We start from the raw sequence: 13553 nt of genomic DNA, 5'->3' as shown, positions 1-13553 counted from the left end.
GCGCTCGGTCGGGGGTAGACACTTAAGCGAGCGCCATCCAGCGTCGCGTCGTTCACAGCGTGTTACGCCGGCCCGCGAGGGAGGTGGCCACCGATCCCGTTGGGAGAGGAGCGGCAGCAGGGCCCGCGCCTCATCGAGCGCATGGTGACCAGCAAGCTGCGTGCCCAGCGCCCCTCGTTCCGCACCGAGCAACCCGACGCCACCTATCGCCTGCCGCTGCAGACCGCGTCGCGCACCACCGGGGCGACCGCCTACCGGCTGGGCCTGACCGTCGACGGGCACGAGACGCTGTCCGGCATTTCGTTCACGGCCCGCCCCGGCACCATGACGGCGGTCATCGGACCGTCGGCCGCGCGTAATGCCGCGCTGCTGGCGCTGCTGGCCGGCGCCCGAACGCCCAGCGCGGGGCGCGTCACGGTGGATGGACACGATGTGCACGACGAACCGGAGGTCATGCGGACCCGAATCGGGGTGGTCCCGCGCGACAACCGCCTGCACCGCCAGCTCACCGTCGCGCAGGTCCTCGAATACGCCGCCGAGCTGCGGCTGCCGCCGGACACCTTGCCCGAGCAGCGCGACCGCGTGGTCAGCCAGGTCCTCGACGAGCTCGAGCTGACAGCCCACCGCGACACCCGAATCCGCAAACTCCCCGCCGAGGTGCGCCGGTGCGCGGACCTGGCCGTCGAGCTCGTCACCCGGCCCAGCCTGCTCGTGGTGGACGAGCCCACCGCCGGACTGGACGCGGCGCAACAGCGCCACGTCATGGCGGTCCTGCGGCGCCAGGCCGATATCGGCTGCGCCGTGGTGGTCGCGATCTCGGCGCTCACGTCGCTCACCGACGTCAACGTCTGCGACCAGGTGTTGGTGCTGACCGGCACGGGCCAGGTGGCTTACCTGGGGACGCCCCTGCAGGTGGAATCCGCGCTGGGCACCTCCGACTGGAACAGGGTGCTCGCGCAGGTCGGCGCCGATCCCGAGGGAGCCCACCGCGCGTTTCGCACCCGAGCGCCCACGTCGGCGCCGACCACTGCGCCGGAAGTCGCGGCACCGTGGCCGCCGCCGCCCGCGCCGCCCAGGGCTCGGCAGATCCGGTTGCTGGCCCGGCGCGAGGTTCGCCTGCTCCTCGGCGACCGCAGCTACTTCGGGTTCCTGGCGGTCCTGCCGTTCGTCCTGGCCGGGCTGACGCTGCTGATTCCGGGTGATTCGGGACTGGCCAGGCCCGGCGCGGACAGCACCAACCCGCACGAGGCCATCGAGCTCCTGGCCGCCTTCAACGTCGCGGCGGTGATCATCGGCACGGCGCTGACCATCCGCGCGCTGGTGGGCGAACACCGCGTCTTCCGGCGCGAGCAGGAGGTCGGCCTGACGGCACCGGCGTACCTCACCGCCAAGATCACCGTGTACGGCCTGGCCGCGGCCCTCTGGACGGCCGTCATGTTCGCGATCGTGATCGCGGTCAAGGGGGGACCGGGACGCAGCGCCGTCCTGCTGCACAACGCCACGGTCGAGCTCTACGTGGGCGTGGCCGTCACCGCGATCGTGTCGGCGGTCCTGGGCCTGGCGTTGTCGTCGCTGGGCAAGTCGCCGCGCGAGGTCCTGCCGCTGGTAGTGCCGGTGATCCTGGCGGCGGCGCTGTTCAACGGGAGCCTGGTGCAACTGGTGAGCAGGTGGGGCCTGCAGCAGATCAGCTGGTTCGTCCCGGCCCAGTGGGGCTTCGCGGCCACGGCGTCCACCACGAACCTGCGCAGGGTCGATTCGCTGGCGGCCGACGCCGTGACCTGGACGCACTACAGCGGCTGGTGGGTGTTCGACATCGGGATGCTCGTTCTGTTCGGCGTGCTCGCGGCCGGATTCACGCTGTACCGGCTGCGGTCACCGCTGGGCGGACGCCCCCACCCGTCCGCCGATCGCGAGCCGCAGGAAGCCCCTCGCCGCCAAGGCTGAGCCGGGTGGGCGGCCGGGTGCCGCGGGTCGGCGGCCGTCGCGAGAATGCGGACGGGGACATGAACTGTCAGCGTTGTTCGCCGCGACGGGAACCGCCCATTACTGTCGGCTTATGGCGCCTGAAACGACTAGCACTGCCGACTATCTGCGCAACGCACTGGACGGGCGTTGGCGTGATGTGAGAAACCGGATGCGGGCCACGCTCACCGAGGACCTGTTCCGGCCGCACTACACGCCGAACACCGTGATCGCCCGCACCAAGGTGGCGGAGCAGATGCGGATCATGGCGGCGTTCGGCGCGGCCGCCGACAGTTTCCGCAAGGAACACGGCGGCACCGGTGACGTGGGGGCGGCGATCACCATGATCGAGATGCTGGCCATGTCGGACCTGTCGCTGATGGTGAAGGCCGGGGTGCAGTGGGGCCTCTTCGGCGGTGCCGTGGAGAACCTGGGCACCGAGCGCCACCACGAGCTCTACGTGCCCAAGATCATCAGCCTCGAGTTGCGCGGCTGTTTCGCCATGACCGAGACCGGACATGGCAGCGACGTGCAGTCGCTGGAGACCACCGCGACCTACGACCCCGAGACCGAAGAGTTCATCATCGACTCCGCCACCCCCTCGGCGCGTAAGGACTACATCGGCGGCGCCGCCGAAACCGCAACCATGGCGGCGGTTTTCGCGCAACTGATCACCCACGAGGACGGGAAGCCGGTCAATCACGGCGTGCACTGCGTGCTGGTTCCAATCCGCGACGAGGACGGCAACGATCTGCCGGGCATCACCACCTCGGACTGCGAATACAAGGGCGGACTGCCCGGTGTCGACAACGGGCGCATCGTGTTCGACCATGTCCGGGTCCCGCGGGTCAACCTGTTGAACAAGTACGGCGACGTCGCGGCCGACGGCACCTACAGTTCGCCGATCGACAACCCGAATCGCCGGTTCTTCACCATGCTGGGCACCCTGGTCCGCGGCCGGATCACCGTCGGTGGCAGCGCCGGCGCGGCCGGCCGGGTGGCCCTGGACATCGCCACCCGATATGCCTTGCAGCGCAGGCAGTTCACCGCACCCGACGACGGTTCCGAAGTGCTGATCATGGACTATCTGGTGCATCAGCGGCGACTGTTTCCGTTGATCGCCAAGTCGTACGCGTTGCAGTTCGCGCAGAACGAACTGGTCGGCAAATGTCATGACGTGCAGAGCGCCGACGCGCCCGACGCCGACGAGCAACGCGAACTCGAAGCGCGCGCCGCCGGCCTGAAGGCGGCCAATACCTGGCATGCGAGTCGGGCCATCCAGGAGGCCCGCGAAGCGTGTGGCGGCGCGGGCTACATGGCCGAGAACAGACTGATCGGGCTGCGCGGCGACACAGACGTTTTCACCACCTTCGAGGGCGATAACCACGTGCTGACCCAATTGGTGGCCAAGGAACTGCTCACGGCCTACGCCGACGACATCAAGAGCATGAGTCCGGTCGAATGGGTGCGCTTCGCGGCCAGCACGGTGGGTGAACGCGTCGTCAAACGCACTGCGGCAGAGGCGATCATCCAAACCATCGTGGACGCCCGCCAAGACAGCGAGGAAGAGGGCAGCCTGTTCAACCGCGGCACGCAGATCACGATGTTCGAGGACCGCGAGGAGTATCTGCTGGCATCGGTGGCCCGCCGGCTGCAGGCCAAATCCAAAGAGATGTCGGCCTTCGACGCATTCAACTCCGTGCAGGATCACGTGTTGCACGCGGCCAGCGCGCACATCGACCGGGTCATCCTGGAGGCGTTTGTCGCCGGAATCGACGCGTGCCCCGACGAGAAGGCCCGCGAAATACTCGGCATCCTGTGCGACCTATACGCACTGTCGGTCATCGAGGATGACAAGGCGTGGTACATCGAGCACCGCTACCTGTCCACCGAACGCGCGAAGGCGGTCACCCGGGGTATCAACGACCGGTGCCGCGCGCTGCGCCCGCACGCGGAGACGCTGGTCGACGGGTTCGGCATCCCGGAGCGGCTGCGTTATGTCGAGATGCTGCACCCGGAGAACCTAGAAGAGGCCCTCACGAGCTGAGCGGCCGACCGCCGATCACCGGCCGCCGCGACGCCGGCAGGGACGGGAAAGTCATTGGCGGCCAACGCTATTGATTCGGAACCTTGCCCAGCGTTTGCAACTTGCCGTCCGGGCCGATCCGGAACTTGACCGTCCCGATCCCGGTCGGACAGCACAGCTGGTCATTTCCCTTCTGCCACTGGTATTGAACGGTGACGGTGTCATCCGAGGGCGGTAGCACCGTCGTGTACGGCTTTGGGTTCGGAGTGGGGCTACCCAGCGGCCTGTTGTGGTCGAAGAAGAGCAGTTGCTGCGGGCTGGATTCGCTGGCGATCGTCGGGATGATCTGCACCCAATACAACCGGCAGTTTCGGGTGTGCCCGCGGCCCATCTCGACCCAGATGGTGCCGGGGATGGCGATGGGAACGGCGGTGATCGCCTGGTGCACCGTGTCGGCCGTCGGCCCGTCGGAGTCCTTGCAGGTGTCGGGCCGGGCCTGGGGCGGCGCGGTCGGCTTCCAGCCGCAGCCGGAGGCCAGCAAAACCAGACAGATCACAATGAGCCGACGCACGCGGTGAGCTTAGCGAAGACTGTGAATGTCCCATCGGTTTGGTCAAAAACCCCCTTCTGAGAAGCGTTTCGCGGGCAGTCCTGCGTAACCTCAAGCGGGACGGCCGGTCAACGGTGACCTGCGGTAACGCCTTCCACGGCCGCGAATTCCCCGGCGATTTCACATCGGCGCGCCAGCCGCTGAGAGAAAGAAGTAAACCGGGGGAAATTTCGGGCAGCGATGCCGAAACATGCCTGCCCCACAATGAACTCACCCGAGACAGAGCTAACTCGTGCGCACTCGAACCGAAGGGACGTAAGCGTGACCAGGGAGTCCATGGCGCCTGAGAACGCCGTGAACACCATGTGCGCTTACTGCGGTGTCGGATGCGGGATGGTGTTGCAGGTCACAACGGACCCGAAAACGGGCCGCGATCACGTCGCCAAGTCGGTTGGGAGCAAAGCACATCCGGCCAACTTCGGCCGGTTGTGCACCAAGGGCGCCACCACCGCGGACATGCTCGGCGCGCCGGGCCGGATGGACTCGGCCCATGTGCGGGCCGACCGCGGTGAGCCACTCGAGCCCGTCGACATGGATCGGGCGATCACCCAGTGTGCGAACCGGTTACGCGCGATCATCGACGAACACGGTCCGGACGCCTTCGCGATGTACGTGTCCGGCCAGATGTCCATCGAGGCGCAGTACCTGGCGAACAAGCTGACCAAGGGCTTCATCGGCACCAACCAGATCGAGTCGAACTCGCGACTGTGCATGGCCAGCGCCGGTTCCGGTTACAAACTCTCGCTCGGCGCGGACGGACCACCCGGGTCATACCAAGACTTCGACCGTGCCGACGTCTTCTTCGTCATCGGCGCGAACATGGCCGACTGCCATCCCATCCTGTTCTTGCGGATGATGGACCGGGTCAAGGCGGGCGCGAAGCTGATCGTCGTCGACCCGCGCCGCACCGCGACCGCCGAGAAGGCCGATCTGTACCTACAGATCACGCCGGGATCGGATCTGGCGCTGCTCAACGGGCTACTGCACCTGATCGTCGAGAACGGCCACACGGACCCCGATTTCATCGCCGAATTCACCGAGGGCTGGGAGGTGATGCCCGGCTTCCTGGAGCAGTACACGCCCGACATGGTCAGCGCCGTGACCGGCATCCCGGAAGCGGACATCCGCAAAGCGGCTCAGATGATCGGCGAGGCCGACAATTTCATGAGCTGCTGGACCATGGGCCTCAACCAGAGCACCCATGGCACCTGGAACACCAACGCCATCTGCAACCTGCACCTGGCCACCGGCGCGATCTGCAAGCCGGGCAGCGGCCCCTTCTCCCTCACCGGCCAGCCCAACGCCATGGGCGGTCGCGAGATGGGTTACATGGGGCCGGGTTTGCCCGGTCAGCGTTCGGTACTATCGGACGAGGATCGTGAGTTCGTCGAAAAGCTTTGGGGCCTGCCCCGCGGAACGCTGCGCACCGAGGTCGGCGGCGGCACCATCGACATGTTCTCCCGGATGGCCGACGGGCAGATCAAGGCCTGCTGGATCATCTGCACGAATCCCGTTGCCTCCGTTGCCAATCGTAAGACGGTGCTGGCCGGACTGGAACGCGCCGAGTTGGTGGTGGCCCAGGACGCGTTCCTGGAGACCGAGACCACCGAATACGCCGATGTGCTGTTGCCGGCGACCCTGTGGACGGAGTCCGAAGGGGTCATGGTCAATTCCGAGCGCAACATGACGCTGTTCCAGCCAGCGGTCCAGGCGCCGGGCCACGCGCTGCCGGACTGGCAGATCATCGCCCGGATCGCCTGCGAGATGGGCTTTTCGGAGGCGTTCAGTTACACCTGCGCCGAGGAAGTCTTCGAAGAAATCAAGCGGTTCTCCAACCCGAAGACCGGGTACGACCTGCGCGGTGTCAGCTATGAGCGGCTGCGCCAGAGCCCGCTGCAGTGGCCGTGCGCTCCACAGGGCGGGGGCGACCGCAACCCGATCCGCTACCTCAATGACGGCGTCAGCCAGACGCGGCTGGTCCGCGAGGACGGCAGCGTGCCGCGGTTGGCCTTCCCGACGCCGACGGGCCGGGCGGTGTTCTTCGCCCGCCCGCACCTGCCGCCCGACGAAATGCCCGACGACGACTACCCGTTCCTGCTGAACACCGGTCGCCTGCCTCACCAATGGCACACCATGACCAAGACCGGCAAGGTCGCCAAACTCAACAAACTCAATCCGGGGCCGTTCGTCGAGATCCACCCCGACGACGCCGCCCGCCTGCACATCGTCGACGACGATCAGATCGAGATCGCGTCCCGGCGCGGCCGCGCCGTGCTGCCCGCTGTCGTCAGTGACCGGGTGCGGCCCGGCAACTGCTTCGCGCCGTTCCACTGGAACGACGCCTTCGGCGAATACCTGTCCATCAACGCCGTCACCAACGACGCCGTCGATCCCATCTCGAGCCAACCGGAATTCAAGGCGTGCGCGGTCACGCTGACGAAGGTCGCCGTCGCGCAACCCGATCCCGGTACCGAGATGCCGGCGGTCCCCGACACACCGGCATCCGCACCCACGGAGGTACGAGAAATCAGCGTGTCACAAGTCGACGCACTCGGCGAATTGCTGGGTGTGACAACGCAAGCCAAGCCGGAATTCAACGAGCTCGGCCGCTCGTATCTGGCCGGCATGCTCTCCGGGCTTCGCTCTGACGCCGGTCGCCGCACCGCCGGTGTGCCTACCCTGCCGCCGAGCGCGCCGTTCGATGCCGGCACGCGGCTGTGGGTGGACGGCCTTCTGGCCGGATTGTTCTCGCGCGTCGACGGACCGGGGGGCCTGGCCGAGGCACCGCCGACCGCCCCGGCGCCGGCCGTCGAGCAACCGCCCGCCACGCCCGCCGACACCAAGCCCGCCGCCGAGCGCGCGCCCGTGGTGGTGCTGTGGGCATCGCAGACCGGCAACGCCGAGGAGCTCGCCGGCGAGATCGCCGCCCGGTTGGGCGCCGCGGAACTCCCGGTCGCGCTGCACAGCATGGATGACTTCCCGCCGGCGCAATTGACGACGACGCGGGAGGTGCTGTTCGTCACCAGCACCACCGGCGACGGTGACGCGCCCGACAACGGCGCCGGCCTCTGGCGAGCGCTGACATCCGAGGGCGCACCGCGATTCACCAACCTCCGCTACGCCGTGCTGGCGCTGGGCGACTCCAACTACGACGATTTCTGCGGCCACGGCCGCAAGCTGGACGCCCGCCTCGCCGAGCTCGGCGCCACCCGCATCACCGACCGGGTGGACTGCGAACCCGACTACGACGACACCGCGGCGAAGTGGGTGGGCGACGTCATCGAGGCCCTGACCCGGACGCCCACCTCGGTCGGCGGGGACGGAAGTGTGACGGCGCCGGCCCGCACGTCCACCGTTGCCGCGCCGCCTCGCCCCGGCGCGCCCGCCGCCGGCGCCTACAGCAAGAAGCATCCGCTGATCACCGGCATGGTCCGCAACACCGTGTTGAGCCGACCGGAATCGACGAAAGACGTGCGGCACCTGGTTTTCGACATGCCGGAGGAATCCGTGACCTACGAGGCCGGTGACGCGCTCGGCGTGTGGCCGCGCAACAGCGACGCGCTGGTCGACGAGTGGCTGTCGGTCACCGGACTGAACGGGCAGACCCCGGTCGAGGTCGGCGAGCACGGCCTGATGTCGTTGCGCTCCGCGCTCACCGAGCGCATCGAGATCGCCCACATCAGCCGGGATCTGGTGCGCTTCGTGCAGGAGCGCACCGGTGACCCCACACTCGCGGAGCTGCTGAAGCCGGAAAACAAACGCGCACTGGCGGATTGGACGTGGGGTCGCCAGTCCATCGATCTGCTGGCCAAGCTGCCCGTCTCCGCGTCGGCCCACGAGTGGCTGCGGGTCCTCAAACGCCTTCAGCCGCGGCTGTATTCGATCTCGTCGAGCCCCAAGGAGTGCCCGGGCGAAGTCCACCTGACCGTCTCCCCGGTGCGCTACAACTTCCAGGGCGTCGCACGCCGTGGGGTGTGTTCGACCTACCTCGCCGACCGCTCCCCCGGCGACCGCGTCGCCGTGTATCTGCAGCAGTCCAGCAATTTCCGGCCGCCGAGTGAGTCGGACACCCCGATGATCATGATCGGGCCCGGGACGGGGATCGCGCCGTTCCGCGGCTTCCTGCAGGAACGGCGCGCACTCGGCCACACCGGCCCCAACTGGCTGTTCTTCGGCGAGCAGCACGCCGCCACCGACTTCTACTACCGCGACGAACTCGAGCAGATGCGTGACGACGGGTTCCTCACCGAGTTGGACCTGGCGTTCTCCCGCGATCAGCAGCAGAAGGTCTACGTGCAGCACCTGATGCGCAAACGCGGGGCGCAGCTGTGGAGCTGGTTGCAGGACGGCGCCCAGCTCTACGTCTGCGGCACCGCGGATCCCATGGCCAAGGACGTCGACCGGGCACTCTGCGAGATCGCCGCCGAATTCGGCAAGCTCGACCCGGAAGCGGCGAAGGACTACGTCCAGTCGCTGAGCGCCGACAAGCGCTACCACCGCGACGTCTACTGACGCCGACCCGCCACCCGTAACACAGCGGAAACATCGCGCGCCTACCGCCGAAACTTCGGCGTCGCACGATGCACTCGTAAGGTCGCGCGCCTGAAGGAGTGACGTCATCGTGGCTCGGGAGTGTGATGGACCCGATCGGGTCATCAAGAACGGCTGCCCGCTGCAGTGCCGGCTCAGGTACGGCGACGAACCCGCCAGTGACCAGGTCGACTGGGCGGGTCTGCCCATCAATCTCGACTTCGCGTTCTCGCGGGATCAACGCGACAAGGTCTACGCGCAGCATCTGCTGCGCAGGCGCGGGACCCAGTTCGGTCCGTGGCGCCACGGCGGGTACGTGTGCGTCTGCGACATGGCCGACGAATCCCTCACCGGCGGTTAGCGACACACCCGACGGGTGTGCGGAGCGGGCCAGCGCAAAAATCACCGTGGTTGAAACGCTGCGATGCTTCGGCGACCGAACGGTTTGCCCGCGCTGAGCTGCGCCAAACCGCCCATTGAGGTGGTGAGCGCGGGTTTCACACGTGTTCCGGCCGCGGCCAACGCCGGCTCGACTTGCGCCGCCAATCCGCTTTCGGGGTACTAGAAAACGATGGTGGACGTGACGATCATCGAGACCTCAGGTCTGGGCGACCGCAGCTATCTCATCAGCGATGGCACGGTCGCCGTCACCGTCGATCCGCAACGAGACATCGACCGGGTGCTCGAGCTGTCGGGAGACCTGCGCATCACCCACGTGCTGGAGACCCACATCCACAACGACTACGTGACCGGCGGGCTGGCACTGGCCCAAGCGACCGGCGCCCAATACGTCGTTCCCGCAGGCGAAGACGTCGACTTCGACCGCCACGCGGTCGGGGATGGCGACCGGATCGACACCGGCGAAATTCATGTGGAAGTGCTGCTCACACCCGGACACACCCACCATCACGTCAGCTACGTGCTGCGTGACGATTCCGGCGAGGCCGTCGGCGTATTCACGGGCGGATCGCTGCTGTTCGGCAGCACTGGCAGGACAGACCTGGTCGGCGACGACCACACCGAGGAACTGGCCCGGCTGCAATATCATTCGGTCCGGCGCCTCGCCGATGAGCTGCCTTCGGAAACCGCGATCTATCCCACCCACGGATTCGGCAGCTTCTGTTCGGCCACGCCACCCGACGGTGACGCCTCCACCATCGGCGAACAACGCCGCAGCAACCCGGCGCTGACCCAGGACGAACAGCAATACGTCGACGAGCTGCTGGAAGGACTTTCGGCGTTTCCCGCCTACTACGCACACATGGGCGTGATCAACAGGGCGGGCCCCGAAGCGGCGGACCTGTCGCCGCCCGAACCGGTTGACGCACACCAACTTCGCCACCGCATCGACGCCGGCGAGTGGGTGGTCGACCTGCGCAGCCGCACGGCATTCGCGGCGGGGCATCTGGCCGGCACCTATGGGTTCGAGCTGTCGGGCTCGTTCGTGAACTACCTCGGGTGGTTGTACCGCTGGGGCGCACCACTGACGTTGATCGGTGAGGATGCCCAGCAGGTCGCCGACGCTCAGCGCGAACTCGCCCGCATCGGCGTCGATCGCCTCACCGGCAGTGCCACCGGCGATATACGCGCGCTGGCCGACGGCACGCCGCTGCGCAGCTACCGGGTCGCGTCCTTCAAGGACCTCGTCGATGTGCTCGATGACGATGCGGTCACCGTCGTCGACGTTCGCCAGCCACACGAATTCGACAGCGGCCACGTGCGCGATGCGGTCAACATTGCGGTGCACGAGCTACCGGAACGCCTCGGCGAACTTCCCCAGGACCGCGAACTGTGGGTCCACTGCGCCAGCGGCTACCGGGCGTCGATCGCCGCGGCGCTGCTCGATCGGCATCAACGCCGCGTCGTGCTGATCGACGACGACTACGATAACGCGGAAAAGCTCGACATCACTTCAGGTTCAACATGATCGAAAAGGCAGGCACGCACCGCGATAGCGGGTAGTGACCAGTTGAGGAGCCCACAACGGGAGGAATCACATGAGCGCACCGACCGCCGACGCCATCACTTCGGCCGAGCTACGCAAGCAACTCGAGTCTTCGCCCGCCCCACGCATCGTCGACGTGCGGACCCCCGCGGAGTTCGAAACGTCCCACATCTCCGGGTCCTACAACGTGCCCCTGGACGTACTGGACGAACACACCCGTGAGGTCGCCCAGCTCTTGGGCGGGGACGACGAGGTCGTCCTGGTATGCCGGTCGGGACAACGCTCCACCAAAGCCCAAACGCTGTTGCGGAACGCCGGTTTGACCGGCGGGCGCGTCCTCGAGAACGGAATCGTCGACTGGGAGGGGCGAGGCTTCGCCGTCGACCGCGGCGCCCAGCGGTGGGATCTGGAACGGCAGGTGCGCCTCGTCGCCGGGTCGGTCGTGTTGTCGTCCGTGCTGGGCAGTGTCGCGCTCCCCCGGCTGAAATGGGTGGCGGCCGCGATCGGTGGCGGGCTGACTTTCGCCGCGCTGACCAATACGTGCGCGATGGCCACGGCCCTGTCCAAGCTGCCCTACAACCGCGGCGCCACAACCGATCCCGAAACGGTTTTGTCGGCGCTCAATACCGCCGCAGGCTAGACGCTGAGGCCTACCGCTTGGGCGGGTCGGGCTGTCCGTACACCGCCACCACCACGGTGCGGTCCATGCTGTTGTCCGACCACACCCCGATGGTGTTGTTGGCGCAGTCGCGGATGATCGCCATGTCGTCCGGGTTGTAATACCACTGGTTGACCAGTTCCAGGCTGCTGATCGCGATGGCCGGGTTGATCGCCACGGTCTCGGCGGCCCGGCCGCGGAAGCCGGCGGCGTTGGCGCGGTCCTGCGGCGTAGATCCGTCCGAGCCTATGTCGCCGTTGATGTTTCGGTTGTTGATCATGTCATCGGCGTGCCATTCGGCGGCCAGCGTGAGGGCGTTGTTCCTGACGACGTCGTTGGTGCAGCCCGCCTGGTGCTGCAGGGTGTAGACGGCCGACACCACCGCGCTGTTGAGCCGCTTGTTGTCGGCGTGCGCGGCCGGGGCCGCCACAGTGGCTGCCCCCAACAGCACCACGCCGACGGGCAGCACCCGGGCGAAACGGCGTACCGATACTGCCATCACGATTCCTCGGGTCACACCGGGTCGAAGCGCGAAACCAGCCATCGGCCGTTGACCTTGTCCAGGGTCATCCGCACGACGGGCTGGGTGTCGGTGGGAGCGCCCGCACCGATGGTCACGGTCTGGTCGACATACACCAGCGCCACGGCATGGGTTTCAGATGCCGAAACCGACGCCGCCGCATTGACTTTGGCGACCGACGAGATGTGCTTCTCCTTCGCACCGGGAACGACGACCTGGCGCGTCAGCTCGCCGTAGGCGTCCTTGAACTCACCGGTCAGCCGTTCGCGCGCCGCGGCGAGGTCCTTGTCCACCGTGTCGGCGTGATAGGACAACAATGCGATGGCGTCTTCGCGGGCGGCCTGCACCGATTCGGTGCGGGCCCGGGCAAGATCATCGGCCGCCCCGGCCGACCACTTGAGGTAGCCCGCGCCGAGCGCCAACACCAATGCGAGGCCGGGCAATACGCCGTAGGCGAACACCTGCGGCCACCCGATGCGCCGCCTGGTCCGCGCGGCCTTCGGTTGCGCCTCGGTGGACGGTTCTTCCGGCTCGGTGACCTCCGATTCCTGGTGTGCGTCTTTGGTTGCCGGGTCCAGTTCCTCGTCGGCCGTATCGACTTTCACGTCCTCGTTCAGTGTCGTCATGGCACGAACACCACATTGGAGACCTTGGCGTCATCGCCGACCGATCGGACCTCGATGCGCATGCGCCATTCCCGGGGCGCCTCTTCACCGCCGGCGGTGCGCGACTTCACCGCGACCGCCACCAGCACATGGGCGGAGTCGCCGCGCTGGGATTCCAGTCCGGCATCGGTGACCGTCCCTTCCGATTTCGACTGTGCGGCCTTGACGACCTCCTCGAACGGCTTGGCCCGCTGTTCGAAGTCGTCGCGGAATGCTCCGGTGGCCAGGTCGAGGATGCGCTGCACGTCGGCGTCGACCTGGGTGTAGTTGATCGTGGTGAGGTTCACCGCGCCCTGGCGGGCCGTCGCAACGTACAGGTTCTGCCGGGCCTGCGCCTCGTGCTTCTGGTAGGCCCGGTATCCGAGCCAACCACTCAGGCCGGCCAGTGCGGCCACGATGACGGCGCTGGCCACCAACGCCGTCCCGACGCGCGACAGCCGCCGCCGCTGGAGGCGCTCGCGCCACCGCGCGAGCCGGCCCGCGGCCGGACTCTCATCACCGTCGGCGTGTTCGGTGTGCAGCTTTTCATCCTGTTCGGTTTCGGCGGCGTCGACGTCCTCGGCGACGTCGATTGCCGTTGGCTCGTCGACGGTTTCCTCCGTCGTAGGGATTTCGGGTTTGTCCGCCATGGTGCTCC

The 13553-nt window shown here is 67.3% G+C and carries 10 protein-coding genes; 6 read left to right on the top strand and 4 right to left on the bottom strand.

What is annotated here, in order from left to right:
- The first annotated feature begins 141 nt into the window (after positions 1 to 141).
- Both A5659_RS21195 and A5659_RS21190 read left to right on the top strand, forming a co-directional pair.
- Entirely contained in the window at positions 142 to 1944 is a 1803-nt protein-coding gene (locus A5659_RS21195; RefSeq protein ID WP_197498127.1) for an ABC transporter ATP-binding protein/permease, read from the top strand.
- A gap of 112 nt (positions 1945 to 2056) precedes the next feature.
- Complete coding sequence (locus A5659_RS21190) at positions 2057 to 4009, top strand: acyl-CoA dehydrogenase (protein WP_066867180.1); 1953 nt, start codon at positions 2057 to 2059, stop codon at positions 4007 to 4009.
- Between the two features lie 67 nt (positions 4010 to 4076).
- Here the strand turns inward: A5659_RS21190 and A5659_RS21185 are convergent, their stop codons facing one another.
- Positions 4077 to 4544 carry an LppP/LprE family lipoprotein gene (locus tag A5659_RS21185; protein ID WP_066877640.1) on the bottom strand — a complete coding sequence of 156 codons (468 nt, stop codon included), beginning with the start codon at positions 4542 to 4544 and terminating at the stop codon, positions 4077 to 4079.
- 330 nt (positions 4545 to 4874) lie between these two features.
- On the opposite strand from A5659_RS21185, the gene A5659_RS21180 reads away from it, so the two are divergent.
- The 4 genes from A5659_RS21180 (at position 4875) to A5659_RS21165 (ending at position 11713) form a co-directional block, all read left to right on the top strand.
- Positions 4875 to 9110 (top strand): bifunctional nitrate reductase/sulfite reductase flavoprotein subunit alpha, encoded by a 4236-nt coding sequence (locus A5659_RS21180; protein WP_067184040.1) that lies wholly within the window; start codon positions 4875 to 4877, stop codon positions 9108 to 9110.
- A gap of 142 nt (positions 9111 to 9252) precedes the next feature.
- A complete protein-coding gene (locus A5659_RS21175; protein WP_197498129.1) occupies positions 9253 to 9489 on the top strand; it encodes a hypothetical protein in 237 nt (78 codons plus the stop codon).
- 213 nt (positions 9490 to 9702) lie between these two features.
- Positions 9703 to 11055, top strand: a complete 1353-nt coding sequence (locus A5659_RS21170; protein WP_067184050.1) for a rhodanese-like domain-containing protein — start codon at positions 9703 to 9705, stop codon at positions 11053 to 11055.
- A 70-nt stretch (positions 11056 to 11125) separates the two neighbouring features.
- Entirely contained in the window at positions 11126 to 11713 is a 588-nt protein-coding gene (locus A5659_RS21165; protein ID WP_067184036.1) for a rhodanese-like domain-containing protein, read from the top strand.
- A gap of 10 nt (positions 11714 to 11723) precedes the next feature.
- Here A5659_RS21165 and A5659_RS21160 read toward each other — a convergent pair whose 3' ends face one another.
- From A5659_RS21160 to A5659_RS21150, 3 genes are read right to left on the bottom strand one after another with little or no spacing between them, the layout of a single operon-like run.
- Positions 11724 to 12230, bottom strand: a complete 507-nt coding sequence (locus tag A5659_RS21160; protein WP_067184033.1) for a CAP domain-containing protein — start codon at positions 12228 to 12230, stop codon at positions 11724 to 11726.
- Between the two features lie 14 nt (positions 12231 to 12244).
- Positions 12245 to 12877 carry a hypothetical protein gene (locus tag A5659_RS21155; protein ID WP_067184030.1) on the bottom strand — a complete coding sequence of 211 codons (633 nt, stop codon included), beginning with the start codon at positions 12875 to 12877 and terminating at the stop codon, positions 12245 to 12247.
- Positions 12874 to 13545: an Mce protein gene (locus tag A5659_RS21150; RefSeq protein ID WP_067184026.1), complete on the bottom strand. Its 672-nt coding sequence runs from the start codon at positions 13543 to 13545 to the stop codon at positions 12874 to 12876. Before A5659_RS21150 ends, A5659_RS21155 begins: the two co-directional genes overlap by 4 nt.
- Between the last annotated feature and the right edge of the window lie 8 nt (positions 13546 to 13553).

The organism is Mycobacterium sp. 1165196.3, assembly GCF_001673415.1.
In the GTDB taxonomy this organism is placed as follows: domain Bacteria; phylum Actinomycetota; class Actinomycetes; order Mycobacteriales; family Mycobacteriaceae; genus Mycobacterium; species Mycobacterium europaeum_A.
Note: the sequence above shows the minus strand (reverse complement) of the source record. Positions and strands in the feature narration are given on the sequence as shown.